Here is a 21889-nt window from a genome sequence, read left to right as displayed (position 1 = left end):
AGCGCCCGCCTTATGCCGTCAAATCTGCAGCCATGCACCTTTGTAGATCACCGGTCCGCTCGGCGCGTTCGGGTTCGGTGAACCGCCTTTCGGCTCCAGGCTGATCGCCAGTACCGGTACGGATGCCGGTGTTGCGTTTTCGGGCAGCGGCAAGGTTACTGTTCCGTTTGCCGCAACCAATCCAAGCGAGCGCGGTGTGCCTTCTTTCGGCACTGCCCACAGTTCCAGGCTCTTGTCAGCGGCGACCTGCTGTTGGGTTACGACCTTGACGGTCAACTGCTGGCGTTTCGTGTCACCAGTAATCACCATGACCGGCTGTGCCTTGTCATCCGACAGCGTAGCGACATACGATGCCGGCGCCACGCCGGGTTCGGGCAAGCGTGTCAGCAGCACCGTGACCAGGATTGCGGCCAGCGTGGTTGATGCCATGCCGAGACCACGCCAGAACGCAAGGTCTTCGCGCAAGCCGAGCCAGAAGGATTTTCTGGACTGGTTGATGCGTACGCTGCGCAGGTCGAGCTGTTTCTCGATGGCGTGCCATACCTGCGGCGACGGTGCGACAGGTGGAGCAAACTCGGCCATCGGATTGAGCCGCTCCTGCCACTCGGCGACCGACCGCTGCAGCGCCGCGTCGTCGCGCAGCCAGGATTCAAAGCGCCGGCGAGCACCGCCGCGCAACGTACCCAGTACGTACTCCGAGGCGAGTTTTTCGCGCAATGTGTCGTTATGACGGATTTGCTGGAGATTCATACGCCCTCCAGCTTGGAAAGGCACAGACGGAGCCGTTCAAGGCCGCGCCGGATCCAGGTTTTGACGGTGCCGATCGGCAGTTTCATCTGCTCGGCTACTTCGCTGTGCGACAGATCGTGGTAAAACGCCAAGGCAATCGCTTGCCGGTGCAAGCCTTCGAGACGCGAGAAGCACTTTGCCAACGCTTTCGCATCGCCGCTCATCTGCAGCGCCTCGATTGGTGTCGGGTTGGTGCTTTCCAGCGCTTCCATCACTTCCTTGTCAAAGGTATCCGCATCGATTTCTACTGTATTGTCGAGACGGCGCAGCATATCAAAAGCCTTGTTGCGCACGATAGTCGTCATCCATGTCATCGGTGCGGCGAGGCCTGCCTGGTAGCTGGAGGCGTTGTTCCAGATATTGACAAAACTTTCCTGCAATACCTCTTCCGCCAGTTCCCTCTTTACCAATATACGTAGCGCGAAGCCAAACAGTTTCGCCGAAGTAGCATCATATAATTCCCGGAAAGCAAGGGCATCCCGGCGGCCCACCGAAGCCAACAAGGCTTTTAGCCCTGCAGTGTCCTTATCGTCAATTGCCACGGTCGGTCCGATCATATAAGTGAAAGCGCCCGCATCGCGCGCATTGCGGCGATTATAGTATGGACAAGTCTTGTCCATTTTCGTCACGGAAACCCGAAAATCGGCCGAACCGACTAAAACACAACAGATCGAATATTGCGCTGCACGATATAAAAAACGCGCCCGCACTATAAAATGCAGTGTGTTACCTGCATATACAGATGATGTCAGACTCCGTACGAATTGATAAATGGCTTTGGGCCGCCCGTTTCTTTAAAACCCGATCGATGGCCACCGATGCCGTCGATGGTGGAAAAGTCCGCCTGAATGGCGACCGCGTCAAGCCGGCCCGCGGCGTAAAACCCGGCGATATGCTGGAGATTGATAACGGTTCCACAGAGTGGGAAGTAGAGGTGCGCGACCTCGCCGACAAGCGAGGCTCGGCGACCATTGCGCAAACGCTTTACCAGGAAACCGAACGTAGCATTGCGGAACGCGAAAAGAAAGCGGAACAGCTAAAATTCTTCCGCGAACCTGGTGAAGCCATCAAAGGCCGCCCAACCAAGCGCGACAGGCGACTCATCGACAAATTCTGAGCCGCCACGCCGGCCCATACCACCTATTCCGACGGGCGATTTCGAACCATTTTGCTGCATAGCATAAATAGAATCGTCACTCTAAGTTCCTGTTTGACATTTATACTTCGGTAGATAATAGTACGAGCGTTCGCTTCAGGTTATCCGCCGTGCTGAATTTTGAATATTTTGATAGGGCACTACCGTGGCAACCAATATGACTGACTCGACAACGAAACTGATGCGCAAAGGCGAACTTACCCGGGCCGCGATTCTGGACGTGGCGCTGGACCTGGCCAGCCGTGACGGGCTGGAAGGGCTCACCATCGGTCTGCTTGCAGACAAGATGAACATGAGCAAGTCGGGTGTGTTCGCGCATTTCGGTTCCCGTGAAGATTTGCAGATCGAAGTCGTCAAGTTGTACCACCATCACTTCGAGCAGGAAGTGTTCTATCCCAGCATGAAGGAGCCGCGCGGCTTGCCGCGCCTGAAAGGCATGTTCGCCCGCTGGGTCAAGCGCGTGTCGGTCGAAATCGCTTCCGGCTGCATCTACATCAGTGGTGCGGTCGAATACGACGATCGTCCCGGCGCGATTCGCGAAGAACTGGCAGGGATGGTGCGCGCATGGAAGAACGCGCTGCGCCGCTGCGTGGTACAGACTATCGAAATGGGCCATCTGTCAGCCGATACCGATCCGGATCAACTGGTCTTCGAGACGTACGGTTTAATCTTGGCCCTGCATCACGATGCACGTTTCCTGAAGTTGCCCGGCAGCGTCAATCGTGCCGAAGTCGGGTTCGAACGCCTGATCAAAAGTTATGCGAACACGCAGTCCGCCGAAGCGGCTGCAACACCGAACCCCAAATCCGCTGTCAAGAAGACAGCCTAATCTGTTTAGTCGTCAGGAGAAATAACCATGGGTCAATACGTCGCTCCCTTGCGTGACATGCAGTTCGTGCTGCACGAACTGCTGAAAGTGGAAGATGAGTTCAAGCAATTGCCGAAGCACGCAGAAATCGACAAGGACATCATCAACCAGGTCCTGGAAGAGGGCGGCAAGTTTACATCGCAGGTCGTATTTCCCTTGAACCACAGCGGCGACCGCGAAGGCTGCCGTCTCGACAAAGAGACCCACGTGGTCCACACGCCCAAAGGCTTCAAGGAAGCGTACAAGCAGTACGTCGAAGCCGGCTGGCCATCCCTGTCCTGCGATCTCGAATTCGGCGGCCAGGGCCTGCCGATCGTGATTAACAATTCGTTCTACGAAATGCTGAACTCGGCCAACCAGGCATGGACCATGTATCCGGGCCTGTCGCACGGTGCCTACGAGTGCCTGCACGAGCACGGCACACCGGAACAGAAAGCGATGTACCTGCCCAAGCTGGTGTCGGGCGAGTGGACCGGCACCATGTGCCTGACCGAACCGCATTGCGGCACCGACCTCGGCATGTTGCGCTCGAAGGCGGAGCCGCAAGCTGATGGTTCCTACAGCATTTCCGGCGGCAAGATCTTCATTTCGGCCGGCGAACATGAGATGTCGGCCAACATCATTCACCTGGTACTGGCACGCCTGCCGGACGCACCGTCGGGTACCAAGGGCATCTCGCTGTTCTTGGTGCCGAAGTACATCCCGAATGCCGACGGCACACCGGGCGAGCGCAACAAGATTTTCTGCGGTGCGATCGAAGAAAAGATGGGCATCCACGGTAACTCGACCTGCCAGATGAACATGGACGGCGCCAAGGGCTGGCTGATCGGCGAGCCGAACAAAGGCCTGAACGCCATGTTCGTGATGATGAATGCGGCCCGCCTGGGCGTCGGCATGCAATCGCTCGGTCTGACCGAAGTCGCCTACCAGAACGCTGTCGTTTATGCGAAGGACCGCCTGCAGATGCGCAGCCTGTCCGGTGTCAAGGCACCCGACAAGCCAGCCGACCCGATCATCGTGCACCCCGACGTGCGCCGCATGCTGCTGACCGCACGTGCATTCGCCGAAGGCGGCCGCGCATTCAGCTCGTACGTCGCGCTGCAGATCGACCGCGAACTGAACCATCCCGACGAAGAAGTGCGCAAGGAAGCGGCTGACGAAGTCGCGCTGCTGACACCGATCATCAAAGCCTTCCTGACCGACAACGGCTGGATCGCCACATCCGAAGCGATGCAGGTCTACGGCGGCCACGGCTTCATCTCCGAATGGGGCATGGAGCAGTATGTGCGCGACGCCCGCATCAACATGATCTATGAAGGCACCAACACCATCCAGTCGCTTGATCTGCTGGGCCGCAAGATCCTGATGGATAACGGCGCGAAGCTGCGCAAGTTCGGCGCCAAGGTCCAGGCCTTCGTCGAAGAGAACGGCACCAACGAGGCGATGTCCGAATTCATCACCCCGCTGGCAGACCTCGGCGAGAAGGTCACCAAGCTGACCATGGAAATCGGTATGAAGGCCTTCCAGAACCAGGATGAAGTCGGCGCCGCCGCCGTACCTTATCTGCGCGTGGTCGGTCACATGGTGTTCTCGTACTTCTTTGCACAGATGGCGAAGATCGCGCTGGAGAAGCAGGATTCCGGCGACAACTTCTACAAGGCCAAGCTGGCCACCGCACGCTTCTACTTCAGCCGCCTGCAGCCGGAAACAGCAATGCTGATCCGCCAGGCACGTTCAGGTTCCGCAAACCTGATGGCGATGGAAGAAGATCTGTTCTAAGCATCTCACTGCACGGCTCCTTCCCCCTCTTAGGGGGAAGGTTGGGATGGGGGTGTGAAGGTCGGTCAACCACCTGCGATTGCTCAACCGCACTAGCCTACGCGGCCCGCCCCACCCTAACCCTCACCCTGCAAGGGGGGAGGGAACAGTCCACACGAATAATTAAGGAATCCTCACATGTCCAACTTCATCGTCAAGAAAGTCGCCGTGCTCGGCGCAGGCGTGATGGGTGCGCAGATCGCCGCCCACTGCGTGAATGCCAAAGTCCCCGTCGTCCTGTTCGACCTGCCCGCCAAGGAAGGCCCGAAGAACGGCATCGTGCTGCGCGCGATCGAGAACCTCAAGAAACTCAGCCCGGCCCCGCTCGGCAACAAGGATGATGCGTCCCTGATCCAGGTCGCCAACTACGAAGACAACCTCGACATCCTCAAGGGCTGCGACCTGATCATCGAAGCGATCGCGGAACGCATGGACTGGAAGCATGACCTGTACAAGAAGGTCGCGCCGTTCATCGGCGCCAACACCATCTTCGCCTCCAACACGTCCGGCCTGTCGATCACCGCGCTGTCTGAAGGTTTCGACGCCGACCTGAAAGCGCGTTTCTGCGGCGTGCACTTCTTCAACCCGCCGCGTTACATGCACCTGGTCGAACTGATCCCGACCGTATCGACCCGCCCGGAAATCCTCGACCAGCTTGAAGGCTTCCTGACCACGACGCTGGGCAAGGGTGTTGTACGCGCAAAAGACACGCCGAACTTCATCGCCAACCGCGTCGGCATCTTCAGCATGATGGCCACGATGTACGAAGCACAGAAGTTCGGCCTGCCAGTCGATGTCGTCGATGACTTGACCGGCACCAAGCTCGGCCGCGCCAAGTCGGCGACCTTCCGCACTGCTGACGTGGTGGGTCTCGACACCATGGGCCACGTGATGAAAACCATGCAGGACAACCTGAAGGACGATCCCTTCTATCCGGTCTACAAGACGCCGGAACTGCTGGAAAAGCTGATCGCCGCTGGTGCGCTCGGACAGAAGACCGGCGCTGGCTTCTTCAAGAAGGTCGGCAAGGACATCCTGCGCTTTGACGGTGCAAAGGGCGATTACGTGCCTTCCACCGGCAAGGCTGACGACATCGTGGTGCGCATCCTGAAGGAAAAGGATCCGGCCAAGAAAATGAAGACGCTGCGCGAATCAACCAACCCGCAGGCGCAATTCCTGTGGGCGATCTTCCGCGACACCTTCCACTACATCGCGGTGCATCTAGAATCGATCGCCGATTGCGCACGTGACGTCGACTTCGCCCTGCGCTGGGGATTCGGCCAGAAAAACGGTCCGTTCGAAGGCTGGCAGGCCGCCGGCTGGCAACAGGTTGCGGAGTGGGTCAAGGACGACATCGACTCCGGCAAGGCGCTGTGCAATGCACCGCTGCCGCAGTGGGTGTTTGACGGACGTACCGGTGTGCATACTGCCGAAGGTTCCTGGTCGCCGGCGAAGAATGCCTATGTGCCGCGCTCCGACCTCGCGGTCTATCAGCGCCAGGCCTTCCGCGCTACCGTGCTCGGTGAAAACGCAGCGGACGGCACCAAGGCAGGCACCACTGTCTTCGAAGACGAGTCGGTCCGCATCTGGCATCAGAACGACGATGTGCTGATCCTGTCGCTGAAGACCAAGATGCACGTGATCGGTCAGGGCGTGATCAACGGTCTCGCCAAGGCCATCGACGAAGCTGAAAAGAACTACAAGGGGCTGGTAATCTGGAGCGCGGATGCAGCCGACGGCGGTGCCTTCTCCGCTGGTGCGGATCTGCAATCCATGCTGCCAGTCTTCATGTCGGGCGGCGTCAAGGCCATCGAACCCGAAGTCGCCAAGCTGCAGCAGGCGCACCAGGCGCTCAAGTATGCCAACGTGCCGGTGGTCGCGGCAGTGTCCGGCATGGCGCTGGGCGGCGGTTGCGAACTGATGATGCATGCGTCAAAACGTGTTGCCTCCATCGAGTCCTACATTGGCCTGGTGGAAGTGGGCGTCGGCCTGGTGCCGGCAGGTGGCGGCCTCAAGGAAGCGGCAGTGCGCGCAGCAGCCGATGCCAAGGGCACAGACATCCTGCAGTTCCTGAAGAACTACTTCACCAACGCAGCGACTGCCAACGTATCCAAGTCCGCGCTCGAAGCGCAGAAGATGGGTTACCTGTCGCAGAACGACGTGATCGTGTTCAACCCTTACGAGCTGCTGCACGTGGCCAAGGTGGAAGCACGCGCGATGTTCGATGCCGGCTACCGTCCGCAGCTGCAGAAGTTGATTCCGGTCGTGGGTCGTACCGGCATGGCCACCATCATGGCGCAGCTGGTCAACATGCGTGACGGCGGCTTCATCTCCGCGCATGACTACAAGCTGGGCGCGATGATCGCCGAGATCGTCTGCGGCGGCGACATCGAGACGGGCAGCCTGGTCAGCGAGCAATGGTTGCTGGACCTGGAGCGCAAGGCCTTCATGGAATTGCTGAACAATCCAAAGACGCAGGAACGCATCATGGGCATGATGCAAACCGGCAAACCCGTTCGTAATTAAGCGCAATCAAACGGATTGATCGAGGGCGACATCATGGACCTGCTGCAGATCGGAAAACAGGCACTGGCATCACAGCCGTTCAGCATGCTGGTCGGCGCGGTCCTGACAAAGTTTGATCAGGAAGGCACGGAGTTGCGCGTGCCGATCCAGGACAAGCTCAAGCAGCAGCATGGTTTCGTGCATGGCGGCGTGGTCAGCTATGCCGCCGACAACGCGCTGACCTTCGCGGGCGGGGCAGCACTTGGTACCGGTGTCGTCACCTCGGAGTACAAGATCAATTACGTGCGTCCGGCCGTTGGGCAGGAACTGATTGCCCGCGCCGTCGCTGTCCATGCAGGCAAGTCGCAGGCAGCATGCCGCTGCGACATTTTCGTCGTCAACGAAGGTAAAGAGACTTTGTGCGCAATCGCGCAAGGCACGATCGCACGGCTCCCCGCCGCGTCGTCGGCTGAATGAATCAGGAGAATTTCAACATGACCAAACAACTTCAAGAAGCATACGTAGTCGCAGCGACCCGCACGCCGATCGGCAAGGCGCCGCGCGGCATGTTCAAGAACGTCCGTCCGGACGACCTGCTGGTGCGCGCGCTGCAAGCGGCCATGGCACAGGTGCCGAACCTCGATCCGAAGACCATCGAAGACGCCATCGTCGGCTGCTCGTTCCCGGAAGCCGAGCAAGGCATGAACATGGCGCGTAACGCCGTGCTGCTGGCCGGCCTGCCCAATACCGTTGGTGGCGTGACCATCAACCGTTACTGTGCATCGGGTATCACCGCGGTCGCGATGGCGGCGGACCGTATCCGCGTCGGTCAGGCCGATGTGATGATCGCTGCCGGCGCCGAATCGATGTCGATGGTGCCGATGATGGGCCATCACCCGGCCATCAACATGGGCGTGTTCAAGGATGAAAACATCGGTATGGCCTATGGTATGGGCCTGACAGCGGAGAAGGTCGCGCAGCAGTGGAAGATTTCCCGCGAAGCGCAAGACCAGTTCGCGCTCGAATCGCATCGCAGGGCGATCGCCGCCCAGCAGTCCGGTGCACGCGAAGCCGAGATCTGCCCGGTCGAGATCATCGAGAAATTCCCGAACCTCGGCACCGGCCAGATCGACATCAGGACCCGCACCGTCAACCAGGACGAAGGCGCACGTGCCGATACCAGTCTGGAAGTTCTGGGCAAACTGCGCCCGGTGTTTGCCAACAAGGGTAGCGTCACGGCCGGCAACAGCTCGCAGACTTCGGATGGGGCCGGTGCGCTGATCTTGGTATCGGAAAAAATCCTGAAGCAATTCAACCTGACACCGCTCGCCAAGTTCTCGTCGTTCGCCGTGCGCGGCGTACCGCCGGAAATCATGGGCATCGGTCCGAAGGAAGCGATTCCCGCAGCATGCCGCGCGGCGGGCATTACCCAGGACCAGCTGGACTGGATCGAACTGAATGAAGCGTTTGCTGCACAGGCACTGGCAGTGATCCAGGACCTCGGTCTGGATCCTTCCAAGGTCAATCCCTACGGCGGCGCGATTGCCCTCGGCCACCCGCTCGGCGCAACCGGTGCGATCCGTGCCGCAACGACGATCCACGCGATGCGTGCCAAGAACCTGAAGTACGGCATGGTGACCATGTGCGTCGGTACCGGCATGGGTGCGGCGGGTATTTTTGAAGCAGTTTAAGTTCGGTGCCTGATGTGTGATTCGAAAGCCGTGCAGGACGTCGCTGCGCGGCTTTTTTGTTGGTGAATGGTTTCCGTTTCGCCAAATACTCAGCGTCGGCTCGGTCAGCACGCAACCATCAATATTCGTGCACAATCACTGTGACGGTGAACCCGAGTAAATGTGCGTGATGAGCCCCGCAACAAGTAGCGCATCAGTGACCTGCTCCTTCCTCCTTGCAGGGGGAAGGTTGGGATGGGGGTAGTGCGGTTGAGCTGCCGTATGCGTTCATTTGACCTGCACACCCCCACCCTAACCCTCCCCCTACAAGGGGGAGGGGACCTGACGGAGCGTGTTGCGAGGGCATCGAGTTTGTCTGGACAAACTACTAAACACCAGAGCACCAGAACACCAAAGCGTATAAGACTACCTATTTCACAGGAGAAGACATGGACATCCAGACCACCAAGGAAAACGGCATTCTGACCATCGAATTCAACCGTCCCGACAAGAAGAACGCAATCACTTCCACAATGTATCAGTTGATGGCCGACGCGCTTAGCGATGCCGAAACCGACAATGCCGTACGCGCGATTCTGATCATCGGCAAGCCGGAAATTTTTACTGCCGGCAACGACCTCGAAGACTTCATGAAGCATTCGTCCGCACCGGTCGGTGAACGTCCGGTCGCCCAATTCATGCGCCATCTCAGCACGGCCACCAAGCCGGTTGTCGCTGCTGTAGCCGGCGCCGCTGTCGGCATCGGCACCACGCTGCTCATGCATTGCGACCTCGTCTACGCGGCGGAAAACGCCAAGTTCTCCATGCCCTTCACTCAGCTTGGCCTGTGTCCCGAATTCGCCTCCAGCATGCTGTTCCCGCAAATGGTCGGTTACCAGCGCGCCGCGGAAAAGCTGCTGCTGGGCGAAGCCTTTTCAGCCCAGGAAGCGCAGGAAATGGGTTTCGTCAGCCGCGTGTTGCCGGCGCCTGACCTGATTCCTTTCGCACACGCACAGGCGGCGAAACTGGTCGCCTTGCCGGCATCGTCGCTGCGCACCACCAAGCGCCTGATGAAAGACAGCCAGGTTGAGGCTGTGCAGCACCGCATGCTGGAAGAGAACAAGCATTTCGGTGCAATGCTGGGCGCGAACGAAGCGAAGGAAGCATTCACCGCTTTCTTTGAGAAGCGGCGCCCGGATTTCTCGAAATTCGTTTAACCGGCGTTCACGGCGTCGCCAGGGACAGCGCCATCCGTATGCGCTGTCCGACGACCTGCAGATCTACAGACCTGCAGCGCATCAACGGCGATGCAGGAGCCGTGCCCACCAGCTTTTGCGCGGCATGACGGTCTTTCTGGTGGAAGGGATTTCGGGGTCCGCCGATTTCTGAGCATAGATTGGCGCTGCAAATTCAGGCATGGTCTTACGCTCGGGTTCTGTCGCTTGCATAGAGGCAGAAGTGTCGACTTTGGGCGGCAGATCTGCCAAAGGACTGGCTTGCGAATCTGGTGCGAGTGGACGTGATATGGTGGCCTCAGGTTCCGGCACATGGACCGGCTCGGGTGCCTGATGTGACGCCTGAGCTGCTTGTGGCGCCGGTGGCGTTTGCGGAGCTTGCGTCCCTTCTAGATCCTGTCGCTCCTTTGGCTGCTGTGGTTCATGCCGCTCCGGTGATTCCTTTGGCGCCGACGTCTGCGGCGGTTCCTGCCGCTCCTGCCACGCTTCCGGTCGTGGTTCAGGCATAGTCTGGTGCGGTTCCGGTGCCGCCTTTGCCGCCGTTTCGGCTGGCGTGGGTGTCGATGCGGGCGGCTCGGGCTTGAGTGCTTCTACCTGCCTGTCATATTCCAGGAAAAGCACCTTGCTTTCCAGTACCTTGATCACGCTATCCTTGTCGGCCAGCCTGGCCCGCAATTCCGTCGTGACCTGATCCTTTACCTTGCGCAGTTCCGCTTCCAGCGCGAGCGCCCGCTCAAGCGAGCGATTCCTTTCTTCAAGAATCGCAATTCTCACCTTGTCGTGATCGACAGCATTGCCATGTTCTGCATCGTTGGCATGCAGCCGTCCATAGGTCCGCAACAATTCGGAAGTTTCAATCTGCGTTTCGCCCTCGGGCGTGACGGTCTTGGACAGACGACCACGCTCAATGTCGCGATACAGGGTTGAGCGGTTCCTGCGAACAAGTTTCGCAGCCTCGGTAATGGAAACGAGTGCCATATTCGGAAAGTAAGTGGTGTCGGATGGTAACGCTCCTGTCAACAGGAGGCCGGGCGGAAGGAAGGGCGATGCGACGCGCAGGCGAACGCAACGCCGGTGCCGTGCCGCCGTGTATTCCTTGACAAACTTTTCCCGAAAAAATTCGGCCGCAGCTTAAGGAAACACTGCGCTTTCAAAAAGGACGGGCCGAAATGGTTGGCAGACCATGCGTTTCAAAATGGAAATGATGTCAGGCCTTGGCGTTCAGCGCGGTGTTGCGAATCGTTTCAAGCGAAGCATTGGGGGTGATGAGATCCGCGTCGTAACGCAGTTCGATCAGGGCCGGCATGCCGGTGGAGACGATATGCGCGCGCGCCCGTCGTAATGCAGGTACGAAACTTTCTGTCGTGTCGACCGCTTCGCCATGCGCGCCGTAGGCTTTTGCGAGGGCGGCAAAATCCGGATTGTGCAGCGACGTGCCCGAAACACGTGTCGGGAAATCGCGCTCCTGATGCATGCGAATTGTGCCATAGGTGCCGTTATTGAACACAATGAACAGCACGCCGGACTGGAACTGCACCGCAGTCGCCAGTTCCTGTCCATTCATCAAAAAGTCGCCGTCACCCGCGAAATTGACGATACTGCGCTGGCGTCCGGCATGCTTCTCGATGATGCCCGCTGCAACTGCAGCCGGCGCACCGTATCCCATCGCGCCCGAGGTCGGCGCCAGTTGCGTACGCAGGCCGCCATACGGCCAGAATCGATGCGCCCATGTGGCGAAGTTGCCTGCGCCGTTGGTGATGATGGTGTCGGCAGGGAGTTCGGCTTTGAGTGCCTGTACCACTTGCCACAGATTGAGTTTGACCTGCTTGCCCTTGAAGACCGGCGGTTCGGTTTGCCATGCCTGCAGATCGGCACGCGCCTCGGCGACTGTATGACGCCATGCGCCTGCATCGACGGGCGCCATGTCTGCCAGCGCCGCTGCGATCTGCGGCATGCCGCTGTTGATCATCAGGTTGGCCTGGTAGACCCGCCCAAGCTCATCCGCGCCGGCATGGATATGGATCAGTCCCTGGCGTGGATTGGGCGCTTCAAGCAAGGTATAGCCGCCCGTGGTCATTTCACCGAGTCGAGGCCCGATCGCAATCACCAGGTCGGCTGCCTTGATGCGTGCGGCGAGCTTGGGGTTGATGCCGATACCGACATCACCGATGTAATGCGGATGCCGGTTATCCAGTAAGTCCTGGAAGCGGAATGCGCAAGCGACAGGCAGGGCGTTGGCTTCGGCAAAGCGGCGTATGTCATCGCAGGCTTCGCGGGTCCATACTGTGCCACCGAGAATCACGACGGGCCGCTGGGCACCGGCCAGCATCGCGCGCAACTCCGCGATCTGCGAAGGCGCCGGTGCCGCCTGCACCGGCTTGTATGGTCGTGCGTCCGGAACGTCCGCCGAAGCGCTCAGCATGTCCTCCGGCAGCGCCAGCACAACGGGCCCGGGACGGCCGCTGGTGGCGACCTGGAACGCCCGCGCCACATATTCCGGCACGCGGTCAGCACGATCGATTTGCGCCACCCATTTTGTCATGGTGCCAAACATGCGCCGGTAATCGATTTCCTGAAAAGCTTCGCGCTCGACGAAGTCATTGCCGACCTGTCCGATGAACAGGATCATCGGCGTTGAATCCTGGTGTGCGGTATGCACGCCTATCGATGCATTGGTCGCGCCGGGACCACGTGTCACGAAGCAGATGCCGGGACGTCCGGTCAGCTTGCCATAGGCATCCGCCATGAATGCCGCGCCGCCTTCCTGGCGATTGATGATGAAACGTATCGAGGAGTCATGCAGCGCATCGAGCACTGCGAGATAGCTTTCGCCGGGGACGCCGAAGGCAATGTCGGCGCCGTGGGTTTGCAAAGCATCGACCAGTAGCTGGCCGCCGGTGCGGGATGTCGGCATGATGATCAACTTGTCATTCAGGATGCACAACAATATATCGCATGCTGACGGTTTGTGTCGGTTGCAGCGATGCAGGTCTCCTGGGAGTTGACGCGAGATCCCAATGTCCCGACACCCTGGACGAATTTTCCTGTCCACACAGGCCGCCCGAGACGCCGCCTGCGTTACAATGCCGCCTGAAGCAAGCCAGACAGCCGCTGGCTATCGCAAGATAGCGGGAGGAAGGTCCGGACTCCATAGAGCAGGGTGACGGCTAACGACCGTCCGCCGTGAGGCGCGGAATAGGGCCACAGAGACGAGCGTATTAAGTTACGGTGAAACGCGGTAACCTCCACCCGGAGCAATTTCAAATAGGCACGCATTGATGCTGCTCGCGGAGCGTGCGGGTAGAAAGCTTGAGCCGTGGAGCAATTCACGGCCTAGAGGAATGGCTGTCATAGCGCGCGGGAGCAACCCCAGACGCCGTAACAGAATCCGGCCTATCGGCTTGCTTCACTTTATTCGATCCAATGCTTCCTTGAGCCCACCGTTGCATCCATTTTTGCGATTGAATGGCGTGCGATATGTTGTGCTTTTACAGGAACGACCGTACGGTTCCGGACGGCTTGAGCAATCTCAACGCGCCTGATCCTTGTTTCGCTAAAGTACGCGTCTCCAGAGCCTGTTGGCCGTGGGATGAATCACAGCGAATAGTGGAGGATTGCGACATCGGGGTCCCTCCGAATTAGCGGCCGCTAAACCAGCATCATCACAGGGCAACCGGAGTTGCTTTCCCGCTTCCGATACGTCATCCCACGACCAACAGGCTCTCTCCTTCTGGCAGTGCTGCAATGCACCTCCTTCGTCCCCGTTTCCCATCACGAGCATCGCGCCTGGCCAGACTTGTCATGACTGGCGTGCTGCTATTGGCTGCCAGCGCGGCGGCAATTGCCGCGCCGGTAGTCTTGCCGGGACTAGGTGTGGACAACGATGAGACGTCGGTATCCGGGCTCTCATCGGGCGCTTTCATGGCGGTCCAGTTCAGCGTTGCCTACTCAGCCGAGATCAAGGGTGCGGGCGTCATTGCGGGTGGTCCTTACTATTGCGCGCAGGGTAATGTCGGTATCGCCACGTCACGATGCAGTTGCACCGGTATCCCGTTTTTCTCGGCATGCGAGGTTGCCCGTGGGGCGACCGATGTCCCGCGCCTTGTCGGCATCACCGAGCGTCTCGCTGCCGAAGGAAAGGTGGACCCAGTGTCCGGCCTGAACGCGCAACGCATCTGGATGTTTACCGGCGGGCGTGACAGCGAAGTACCGTCAGCCGTGATGGAAGACCTGAACGATTACTACCGCCGCTATGTGCCCGCAGCGCAAATCCATTTCGTGAAGGACTCGCGCGCCGAGCATACGTTTCCAACGGAAAATTTCGGCAACGACTGTGGTCAGCTCGGTAGTCCTTATCTCGGTAAATGCGGTATCGATGCCGCAGGCGAATTGCTGAACTGGATTTATGGCGGCAACCTCAATCCGCGCAGCGACAGACAAAGCGGTCGGCTGATCAAGTTCGATCAGAATGAGTTCACCGCAAGCGGCAATGCAGCCGCCGTCGGATTGGCGGACACGGGCTATGTGTACGTGCCTGCTGCTTGCGACCATCAACCGGGGGCGCGCTGCCGGCTGCATGTCGCCTTCCACGGATGCCGCCAGAACGTCACCGCCGTTGACGAGGATTTTGTGCGTCATGCCGGGTATAACCTCTGGGCCGACACCAATGGGATTGTCGTCTTGTACCCGCAGACACGCGCGCGATTTGCGACCAATCCCAACGCCTGCTGGGACTGGTTCGATTTCAGCCGCGGCGATCCCGACTATGCAAACAAGAATGGACGGCAGATGGGGGCCATCAAGGCCATGATGAGTCGGCTTGCCGGGCAGCGTACGCCATCCGGACAGGGCTGTTTCACTGCCAGCAATGCCGATCATGTCAGGGCTGGGCGCGCATACGACCGCTTCTTTTTCGCCTTTGCGGCCGGTTCCGGCAAATTGCTTGGTTTCGATAACGATTTTACTTTTACCACGCTCAAGCAGACTGCTCCGCGATTTTATCTTCCCGGCAATTGCCCCTGACTCTTGCCTTAGCGCATCGTTTTTACTTGCCGAACGGACACTTCTGTCGCTCCACAAGCACGGAATCCGTTTCTACATGGCATATCAAAGTTCCGAACAGCAATAGAAATACCGTTTATTTGGCTTGCCCCCAAGTACTGAAACACATGTGTACTTCTAAGGCGTCACCTTCAGTATCTGCGATAAGTGCTTAATTTTCTTCATAATTCGGTTCTGAGGTTGCTGTAACGAAACGCGCTAAGTCATTGACTTCATTAGAAAAAATCCCATTTTTGTTGCCGGATATTACTTGACCGCAAATAAAGCACCCTTTAAAGTGGGCGGCAGTGTGAAAAAGTGTATTTTTGTGGGTGAAATTGCAGCATCGAACTCCCCAAAGCTTGTTTCACAGACATTACAAATAACGACAACTACGAGGGTTAATCAGGGTGTTTCAGGGCGCGTCAGCACTGAGTCTGGATGCCAAAGGACGGATGACTATCCCGTCCAAGCATCGCGACGCCTTGTCGCTTCAGTGCGAAGGGCGTGTCACGCTGACCAAGCATCCCCATGGTTGTCTGCTGTTCTTCCCCCGTCCTGTCTGGGAAAGCCACCGTGAACAGATCGCCGCCTGGCCGATGTCGGCGCGCGCCTGGCAGAGGATTTTCCTGGGCAATGCCTCCGATGTCGACATGGATTCCGCCGGCCGTATTCTGATCGCGCCGGAACTGCGTACTGCCGTCGGCCTGACACGCGATGTCATGTTGCTCGGCATGGGTAGCCATTTCGAGATTTGGGATGCGGAAAAGCTCGCCGAAAGCGAGGCGGAAGCGGTGGCGAACGGCATGCCGGACGCTTTAAGTAACTTTTCGTTTTAACGGCCCGTATGACAACTCAGACGGTGCCGGAATTGCAGCACCGTACGGTGCTGCTGGAAGAGGCGGTAGATGGCCTGCAAATCGACGGTGAACGCGCCAATGGTGTGTACGTCGATGGCACCTTCGGCCGCGGCGGTCACAGCCGCCGGATCCTCGAGCATCTCGGCCCGCAAGGCCGGTTGATTGCATTCGACAAGGATCCGCAGGCGATTGCGACGGCAAACACGATTGGCGACGCACGGTTTGAGATCGTGCATGACAGTTTCGCCACACTGCGCGACGCGCTCGATGCACGCGGCGTTGTTCAGGTAGACGGGATTTTGCTGGACCTGGGAATCTCTTCGCCGCAGGTTGATGAGGCGGCGCGAGGTTTCAGTTTTCGACTGGATGGTCCGCTCGATATGCGCATGGACACCACGCGCGGGATGTCGGCGGCAGAGTGGCTCGCGACCGAGTCAGAACAGACGATAGGAAAGGTTATAAGAGATTATGGGGAAGAACGGTTTGCTTTTCAGATTGCAAAGGCGATTACTGCTCGCAGGACAGTCGCCCCAATTTCAACCACACGACAGCTTGCCGAGATCGTGGCACACGCCGTCAAAACCCGCGAGAAGGGCAAAGATCCGGCCACTCGCACATTTCAGGCTATCCGGATTTACATCAATAAAGAGCTTGAAGAACTCGAAGTAGGTCTCGACGCAGCACTCGAAAAACTGGCCCCGCACGGGAGAATGGCTGTGATCAGCTTTCATTCACTGGAAGATCGCATCGTCAAGCGCTTCATGGCTTCCAAAGCCAACGCGCCGCAGCCAGACCGTCGCCTGCCGATCCGTGCCGTCGACCTGCCGAAGCCACAGCTGAAGCTGGTAGCAAAAATAAAACCCTCCGACGCCGAAGTCGCAGGCAACCCGCGTGCTCGCTCAGCGATCATGCGGGTGGCCGAGCGCACCACAGCACCACTTGCAACATCAGCATCATCTGTATTACCGGGGAGCGCTCCGTGAGCGGCCGTATCAATATTGTCCTGACCATCGCCCTGGTCATCTGCGCGTTGGCCGCTGTGAACGCGCAGTATCAGCAGCGTCGCCTGTTTGTTGAACTCGAACGCGCGCAAGCGCAGTCGCGTCAGCTCGACATCGAATGGTCCCAGTTGCAACTCGACCAGTCGACACTCGGCAAACACGCCCGTATCGAAGCCAGTGCGCATCGTGACCTCGGCATGGTCGTGGTCACACCGGCGCGTACCCAGTACCTGATTCCGGGAGCCAACTGATGCGCGCCGCCTCACGTACCGCAGCCGGCAAAGGAGTGCAGTTCAGCGCCAGCCCGGTGCTCGATGTCAAACTGCCGGTCTGGCGTTCACGCGTCGTGCTCTTTGTGATGTTTGCCGCATTTGCAGCACTGGCCGGTCGGGCCTTGTGGTTGCAAGGCTTGTCGACCGAATTCCTGCAAAAGCAGGGGGCGTCACGTTATGCACGTACGCTGGAGTTGCCGGCAACGCGTGGCAAGATCACCGACCGCAACGGCCAAGTGCTGGCATCGTCGATGCCAGTCAAGGCGGTATGGGCGATTCCGGAAGACGTATCCGAAGCGCCGGCTGAAAAGCTGCGTGAACTCGCCAGGCTGCTCGAGATGAACGAGCGTGACCTGCGCAAGAAGCTGGACTCCGACCGCACTTTCGTTTATTTGAAACGCCAGGTCGAACAGGATACGGTCGACAAGATCCTCAAGCTTGGCATCGCCGGTATCGAGACACGCAAGGAATACAAACGGTATTACCCTGAGGGCGAGGTGCTTGCACACATCGTCGGTTTTACCAATGTGGAAGACGCGGGGCAGGAAGGCATGGAACTCGCGTTCCAGAAAAATCTCGCGGGCATCACCGGCAGTCGCCGCGTCATCAAGGATCGTCTCGGACGCGTCGTCGAGGACATCGGCGCAACGCGCACGCCGCATGACGGCAAGGATCTGACCTTGTCCATCGATCGCAAGATTCAGTACATCGCCTTCTCACATCTGAAAGAAGCGGTCGACAAGCATAAGGCCAAGGCCGCCGGTATCGTCGTGCTCGATGTGAAAACGGGTGAAGTCCTCGCGCTGGCAAATCTGCCAACCTACAATCCGAACGACCGATCACGCCTGACCGGCGACCAGTTGCGCAACCGCGTGCTGACCGACATCTTCGAACCGGGCTCGATCATGAAACCGTTCACGGTCGCGCTGGCGCTGGAAAACAAGCTCGTTACGCCGACCACCAACATCCAGACCGCACCGGGTCGCATCACCATCGGCAAGGCAACCATTGGCGACGCCCATGCGCACGGGTTGTTGACCGTCGCCCAGGTACTGGAAAAGTCCTCCAACGTCGGTACCGCCAAGATCGCGCTGCAAATGCAGCCCCAGCAGATGTGGGAAATGTTTACCGCGGTTGGTCTTGGCCAGCAACCCAAGCTTGATTTTCCAGGTGCGGTAGCTGGCCGGGTGCGTCCTTACAAATCATGGAAACCGATTGAACAGGCGACCATGAGCTATGGTCACGGCATTTCCACATCGCTGATCCAGATGGCGCAGTCCTACCTGATTTTTGCGCGCAATGGCGAAATGATCCCGATCACCTTTCACAAGACAACGGATCAACCCATTGGCCATCGGGTGATCTCCGAGAAAACGGCACGTGATGTGCGCGAGATGCTGGAAATGGCTGCCGGACCGACCGGTACCGCGCCCAAGGCACAAGTGCCAGGCTATCGGGTCGCCGGCAAGACCGGTACCGCGCACAAGCTGGCCGGACGTCAATACGTGAACAAATACGTCGCTTCCTTCGTTGGTTTTGCGCCGGTGTCCAACCCGCGCATCATCGTTGCGGTAATGGTGGACGAGCCATCCGCTGGTATGCACTACGGTGGCCAGGTGGCGGCCCCGGTGTTCTCGGCGGTAACCGCGAACGTGCTGCGCGCGATGAATGTTTCACCCGACACGGCGGTGACCGACATCATCATTCCTGCCGACGCATTGAAGGAGAGCCTGTAATGAACACGGCCGCTTCCGTCCAGAGCACGAATACCGACGAGATCCTGGCATGGCTGCATGCCACGGCGCCGTCGGCGCAGCTTTCGTCGGACTCGCGCAACGTGCGCCCGGGAGACGTGTTCTTTGCCTATCCCGGCGACGTGGCAGATGGCCGCGATTTCATCGAACAAGCTCTTGCCAACGGCGCTCGCGCCATTGTTTACGAAGCCGAAGGCTTTTCCTGGAAAGCGTGCTGGCAGGCTGAACATCTCCCGGTGCCGCAACTGAAAAAAGCGGCCGGTCCGATTGCGAACGCGTATTACGGTGCGCCCGACGGGAATATGTTCTGCGTCGCAGTAACCGGCACTAACGGAAAAACTTCCTGCACCCAGTGGCTGGGCAAGGCGCTGTCGCGCCTCGGACAGTCGACTGCGGTCATTGGCACGCTGGGCGTCGGGCTCTTCGAACGTGGCGACCATGGTGGTTTCAGTGCGAACGGCTACACAACTCCTGACGCGGTACTGCTGCAGCGTACGCTCGCGCAATTGCGCGAGCGCGGAGCAAAGGCCGTGGCGATCGAAGCATCTTCCATCGGGATCGACCAGGGACGTATGAATGGCATGCACGTCGATGTCGCCCTGTTCACGAATTTCACCCGCGACCACCTTGACTATCACGGCGACATGGCAGCCTACGAGGCAGCCAAGCGTGCGCTGTTCGACTGGCCCGGCCTCAAGCACGCAGTCATCAATCTCGACGACGAGATGGGCATGCGCCTCGTCCAGTATCTGCAGCAGAAGCGTGCCGAGGTGGTGATCACTGGCTACACGGCTGCGCATCGGTCCGTGCCAGGCATTAACGTTCTGCGCGCCACTGACATTCGCAGCAGCCATGCCGGCACTGCCTTCAAGCTCGATACAGAGCAGGGATCAGTCGCGGTCAAGATCCAGTTGATCGGTCAATTCAATGTCAGCAATGTGCTTGGCATTCTTGGCGTGCTGCTGGCCAAAGGTATCGCCTTCAAAGCCGCGGTGGAGGCAGCGGAAGCGCTGACCGCCGTACCTGGGCGCATGCAGCAGTTGGGTGGCCAGGAAGCACCGCTGATGGTGATCGATTACGCGCACACGCCCGATGCGCTGGAAAAGACAATCGCAAGCCTGCGCCAGGTCGCCGAGCAGCGCGGCGGCCAGCTCTGGTGCATATTTGGTTGCGGTGGTGACCGCGACCCGGGCAAGCGTCCACAGATGGGTGCTGTTGCGCAAGCAGCCGATCATGTCATTGTCACCAGTGACAATCCACGCAACGAAGATCCTTCCGCGATTATCGCGCAAGTGGTCGCCGGCATCGACAAGCCGGGCATGCCGAAAGACGCGTTACAGGTAATTGAAGATCGTGCCGCCGCCATTCTGTGGGCAGCACGTCACGCAGCAAAGAACGACGTGGTTTTGTTGGCAGGGAAGGGCCACGAATCGTATCAAGAGATCAAAGGCAAAAAATTGCCGTTTTTGGATGCAGACCATGCTGCGCTGGCATTGGCTGCAAGGGCAACAATGAAGGGGACGATGTAATGAAATCATCATTGGCTGCGATCCAGCCAAGGATTTCGGGTGCCGCCGTAGTCAATACGTCAGCGGCCGTGACCGACGTGGCGTTTGACGGCGTATCGACCGACAGCCGCAACGTCGCTGCCGGTAATCTCTTTGTCGCGCTGCGCGGCGAACGCTTCGACGCACATGATTTTCTGAACGACGTTGCCGCACGCGGCGTCGCAGCCGTGGTCGTCGAGCGCGTACCGGCCGGTCTGACTGTCCCCGCACTCGTCGTGCCCGATACGCGCATCGCGCTCGGAGAGATCGGTGCCTTCTGGCGCAGCCAGTTTGCGCTGCCCGTCATCGGTGTCGCCGGCAGCAACGGCAAGACCACGGTCAAGGAAATGATTGCGTCCATTCTTGCTGCAGCGTTTGGTGCCGATCACACCATGGCCACGCGTGGCAACCTCAACAACGATATTGGCGTTCCGCTCACGGTGTTCCGTCTCAACGCCGGCTATAAAGCCGCCGTGGTGGAACTGGGCATGAATCATCCCGGTGAAATCGCCGCCATTACCGCAGTGGCGCAACCTACCGTCGCCGTGGTGAACAATGCACAACGCGAGCACCAGGAATTCATGGAAAGCGTGGAAGCCGTGGCAAAAGAGAACGGTCAAGTTCTTCTCGGCCTTCCCGCAAACGGCGTTGCTGTTTTCCCGGCTGATGACACCTACACCACACTGTGGCGTGGCTATGCCGGCCAACGTAAAACAATGACATTCGGCCTCTCGCAAGATGCTGACGTCAGTTGCACATTTCAGGTGAACGATTTCGGCAGTGACCTGTCCATTACTGCCGGTGGGAAACAATTCCAGGTGTCACTCTCTGCAGCGGGCGTACACAACGTACGTAACGCTTTGGCAGCGACTGCATGCACGCTCGCGATCGGCGTGCCCGACGACGCGGTAAAACGCGGACTTGAGGCATTCGCCCCAGTCAACGGCCGTCTGCAGCGCAAGACCGCAAAGAGTGGAGCACTGGTGATCGACGATACCTACAACGCAAATCCGGATTCGGTGCGCGCGGCAATCGATGTACTGTCGCATGCGCCGGCTCCCCGCGTACTGGTGCTGGGCGACATGGGTGAGGTGGGCGATGAAGGCCCGCAGTTCCATGTCGAAATTGGCAACTATGCGCGGGACCAGGGCATTGAACGCTTGCTCACGCTTGGCCAGCTGGCCAGTCATGCAAGCCAGGCCTTTGGTCAGGGTGCGCAGCATTTCGAGGATATCGCGTCGATCAGCCAGGCAGCCGAAGCATTGGTTTCCGCCGACACGACGACGCTGGTGAAGGGGTCGCGTTTCATGAAAATGGAGCGCGTGGTCCAGCACCTCGTCAATCAGATGGATCAAGGACAGGGAACGCACTGAC

18 protein-coding genes and 1 other RNA gene are annotated in these 21889 nt (G+C 58.9%); 15 read left to right on the top strand and 4 right to left on the bottom strand.

What is annotated here, in order from left to right; genetic code table 11:
• Positions 1-18: 18 nt before the first annotated feature.
• Positions 19-750, bottom strand: coding sequence for an anti-sigma factor domain-containing protein (locus tag ACFQUU_RS14185; RefSeq protein WP_382248157.1), 732 nt, complete (start codon positions 748-750; stop codon positions 19-21).
• Positions 747-1331, bottom strand: a complete 585-nt coding sequence (locus ACFQUU_RS14180) for an RNA polymerase sigma factor (RefSeq protein ID WP_382248155.1) — start codon at positions 1329-1331, stop codon at positions 747-749. Before ACFQUU_RS14180 ends, ACFQUU_RS14185 begins: the two co-directional genes overlap by 4 nt.
• A 203-nt stretch (positions 1332-1534) precedes the next feature.
• On the opposite strand from ACFQUU_RS14180, the gene ACFQUU_RS14175 reads away from it, so the two are divergent.
• From ACFQUU_RS14175 to ACFQUU_RS14145, 7 genes are all read left to right on the top strand, one after another.
• Positions 1535-1906 (top strand): RNA-binding S4 domain-containing protein, encoded by a 372-nt coding sequence (locus tag ACFQUU_RS14175; RefSeq protein WP_382248525.1) that lies wholly within the window; start codon positions 1535-1537, stop codon positions 1904-1906.
• Between the two features lie 220 nt (positions 1907-2126).
• The gene (locus tag ACFQUU_RS14170) at positions 2127-2774 is read left to right on the top strand and encodes a TetR/AcrR family transcriptional regulator (protein WP_057289976.1); all 648 of its coding nucleotides are present in this window, start codon (positions 2127-2129) and stop codon (positions 2772-2774) included.
• Between the two features lie 27 nt (positions 2775-2801).
• Positions 2802-4592, top strand: coding sequence for an acyl-CoA dehydrogenase C-terminal domain-containing protein (locus tag ACFQUU_RS14165; protein WP_382248153.1), 1791 nt, complete (start codon positions 2802-2804; stop codon positions 4590-4592).
• A gap of 177 nt (positions 4593-4769) precedes the next feature.
• Positions 4770-7157 (top strand): 3-hydroxyacyl-CoA dehydrogenase/enoyl-CoA hydratase family protein, encoded by a 2388-nt coding sequence (locus tag ACFQUU_RS14160; protein ID WP_382248151.1) that lies wholly within the window; start codon positions 4770-4772, stop codon positions 7155-7157.
• A gap of 33 nt (positions 7158-7190) precedes the next feature.
• Positions 7191-7613, top strand: coding sequence for a PaaI family thioesterase (locus ACFQUU_RS14155; RefSeq protein WP_382248149.1), 423 nt, complete (start codon positions 7191-7193; stop codon positions 7611-7613).
• Between the two features lie 17 nt (positions 7614-7630).
• Entirely contained in the window at positions 7631-8827 is a 1197-nt protein-coding gene (locus ACFQUU_RS14150; RefSeq protein ID WP_382248147.1) for an acetyl-CoA C-acyltransferase, read from the top strand.
• A gap of 428 nt (positions 8828-9255) precedes the next feature.
• Positions 9256-10023, top strand: coding sequence for an enoyl-CoA hydratase (locus tag ACFQUU_RS14145; RefSeq protein ID WP_382248145.1), 768 nt, complete (start codon positions 9256-9258; stop codon positions 10021-10023).
• A gap of 81 nt (positions 10024-10104) precedes the next feature.
• Here ACFQUU_RS14145 and ACFQUU_RS14140 read toward each other — a convergent pair whose 3' ends face one another.
• Both ACFQUU_RS14140 and ACFQUU_RS14135 read right to left on the bottom strand, forming a co-directional pair.
• A complete protein-coding gene (locus tag ACFQUU_RS14140; RefSeq protein ID WP_382248143.1) occupies positions 10105-11019 on the bottom strand; it encodes a hypothetical protein in 915 nt (304 codons plus the stop codon).
• Positions 11020-11248: 229 nt separating this feature from the next.
• Positions 11249-12955 carry a thiamine pyrophosphate-binding protein gene (locus tag ACFQUU_RS14135; RefSeq protein WP_382248141.1) on the bottom strand — a complete coding sequence of 569 codons (1707 nt, stop codon included), beginning with the start codon at positions 12953-12955 and terminating at the stop codon, positions 11249-11251.
• A gap of 178 nt (positions 12956-13133) precedes the next feature.
• Here ACFQUU_RS14135 and rnpB point away from each other — a divergent pair.
• From rnpB to murF, 8 genes are all read left to right on the top strand, one after another.
• Positions 13134-13453, top strand: an RNA gene (gene rnpB / locus ACFQUU_RS14130) — RNase P RNA component class A.
• Positions 13454-13785: 332 nt separating this feature from the next.
• A complete protein-coding gene (locus ACFQUU_RS14125; protein WP_382248139.1) occupies positions 13786-15063 on the top strand; it encodes a PHB depolymerase family esterase in 1278 nt (425 codons plus the stop codon).
• A gap of 428 nt (positions 15064-15491) precedes the next feature.
• Complete coding sequence (gene mraZ, locus ACFQUU_RS14120) at positions 15492-15920, top strand: division/cell wall cluster transcriptional repressor MraZ (RefSeq protein ID WP_382248137.1); 429 nt, start codon at positions 15492-15494, stop codon at positions 15918-15920.
• 8 nt (positions 15921-15928) lie between these two features.
• Positions 15929-16924 (top strand): 16S rRNA (cytosine(1402)-N(4))-methyltransferase RsmH, encoded by a 996-nt coding sequence (gene rsmH / locus ACFQUU_RS14115; protein ID WP_382248135.1) that lies wholly within the window; start codon positions 15929-15931, stop codon positions 16922-16924.
• Positions 16921-17193 (top strand): cell division protein FtsL, encoded by a 273-nt coding sequence (gene ftsL / locus ACFQUU_RS14110; protein WP_382248132.1) that lies wholly within the window; start codon positions 16921-16923, stop codon positions 17191-17193. Before rsmH ends, ftsL begins: the two co-directional genes overlap by 4 nt.
• Positions 17193-18950, top strand: coding sequence for a peptidoglycan D,D-transpeptidase FtsI family protein (locus ACFQUU_RS14105; RefSeq protein ID WP_382248130.1), 1758 nt, complete (start codon positions 17193-17195; stop codon positions 18948-18950). Before ftsL ends, ACFQUU_RS14105 begins: the two co-directional genes overlap by 1 nt.
• Positions 18950-20497: a UDP-N-acetylmuramoyl-L-alanyl-D-glutamate--2,6-diaminopimelate ligase gene (locus ACFQUU_RS14100; protein ID WP_382248128.1), complete on the top strand. Its 1548-nt coding sequence runs from the start codon at positions 18950-18952 to the stop codon at positions 20495-20497. The genes ACFQUU_RS14105 and ACFQUU_RS14100 overlap by 1 nt, the downstream gene beginning before the upstream one ends.
• Entirely contained in the window at positions 20497-21888 is a 1392-nt protein-coding gene (murF, locus tag ACFQUU_RS14095) for a UDP-N-acetylmuramoyl-tripeptide--D-alanyl-D-alanine ligase (protein WP_382248126.1), read from the top strand. The genes ACFQUU_RS14100 and murF overlap by 1 nt, the downstream gene beginning before the upstream one ends.
• The last annotated feature ends 1 nt before the right edge of the window (position 21889 follow it).

The organism is Herbaspirillum sp. GCM10030257, from assembly GCF_042666555.1.
Taxonomy (GTDB): domain Bacteria; phylum Pseudomonadota; class Gammaproteobacteria; order Burkholderiales; family Burkholderiaceae_D; genus Noviherbaspirillum.
This window is presented reverse-complemented; position numbering and strand designations above follow the sequence as displayed.

Excerpts from the sequence above, each read along its gene's own strand:
- ACFQUU_RS14185 (WP_382248157.1), bottom strand. The coding sequence starts at position 750 with ATGAATCTCCAGCAAATCCGTCATAACGACACATTGCGCGAAAAACTC.
- ACFQUU_RS14175 (WP_382248525.1), top strand. The coding sequence starts at position 1,535 with ATGTCAGACTCCGTACGAATTGATAAATGGCTTTGGGCCGCCCGTTTC.
- ACFQUU_RS14170 (WP_057289976.1), top strand. The coding sequence starts at position 2,127 with ATGCGCAAAGGCGAACTTACCCGGGCCGCGATTCTGGACGTGGCGCTG.
- ACFQUU_RS14165 (WP_382248153.1), top strand. The coding sequence starts at position 2,802 with ATGGGTCAATACGTCGCTCCCTTGCGTGACATGCAGTTCGTGCTGCAC.
- ACFQUU_RS14160 (WP_382248151.1), top strand. The coding sequence starts at position 4,770 with ATGTCCAACTTCATCGTCAAGAAAGTCGCCGTGCTCGGCGCAGGCGTG.
- ACFQUU_RS14155 (WP_382248149.1), top strand. The coding sequence starts at position 7,191 with ATGGACCTGCTGCAGATCGGAAAACAGGCACTGGCATCACAGCCGTTC.
- ACFQUU_RS14150 (WP_382248147.1), top strand. The coding sequence starts at position 7,631 with ATGACCAAACAACTTCAAGAAGCATACGTAGTCGCAGCGACCCGCACG.
- ACFQUU_RS14145 (WP_382248145.1), top strand. The coding sequence starts at position 9,256 with ATGGACATCCAGACCACCAAGGAAAACGGCATTCTGACCATCGAATTC.
- ACFQUU_RS14140 (WP_382248143.1), bottom strand. The coding sequence starts at position 11,019 with ATGGCACTCGTTTCCATTACCGAGGCTGCGAAACTTGTTCGCAGGAAC.
- ACFQUU_RS14135 (WP_382248141.1), bottom strand. The coding sequence starts at position 12,955 with ATGCCGACATCCCGCACCGGCGGCCAGCTACTGGTCGATGCTTTGCAA.
- ACFQUU_RS14125 (WP_382248139.1), top strand. The coding sequence starts at position 13,786 with ATGCACCTCCTTCGTCCCCGTTTCCCATCACGAGCATCGCGCCTGGCC.
- rsmH (WP_382248135.1), top strand. The coding sequence starts at position 15,929 with ATGACAACTCAGACGGTGCCGGAATTGCAGCACCGTACGGTGCTGCTG.
- ACFQUU_RS14105 (WP_382248130.1), top strand. The coding sequence starts at position 17,193 with ATGCGCGCCGCCTCACGTACCGCAGCCGGCAAAGGAGTGCAGTTCAGC.
- ACFQUU_RS14100 (WP_382248128.1), top strand. The coding sequence starts at position 18,950 with ATGAACACGGCCGCTTCCGTCCAGAGCACGAATACCGACGAGATCCTG.
- murF (WP_382248126.1), top strand. The coding sequence starts at position 20,497 with ATGAAATCATCATTGGCTGCGATCCAGCCAAGGATTTCGGGTGCCGCC.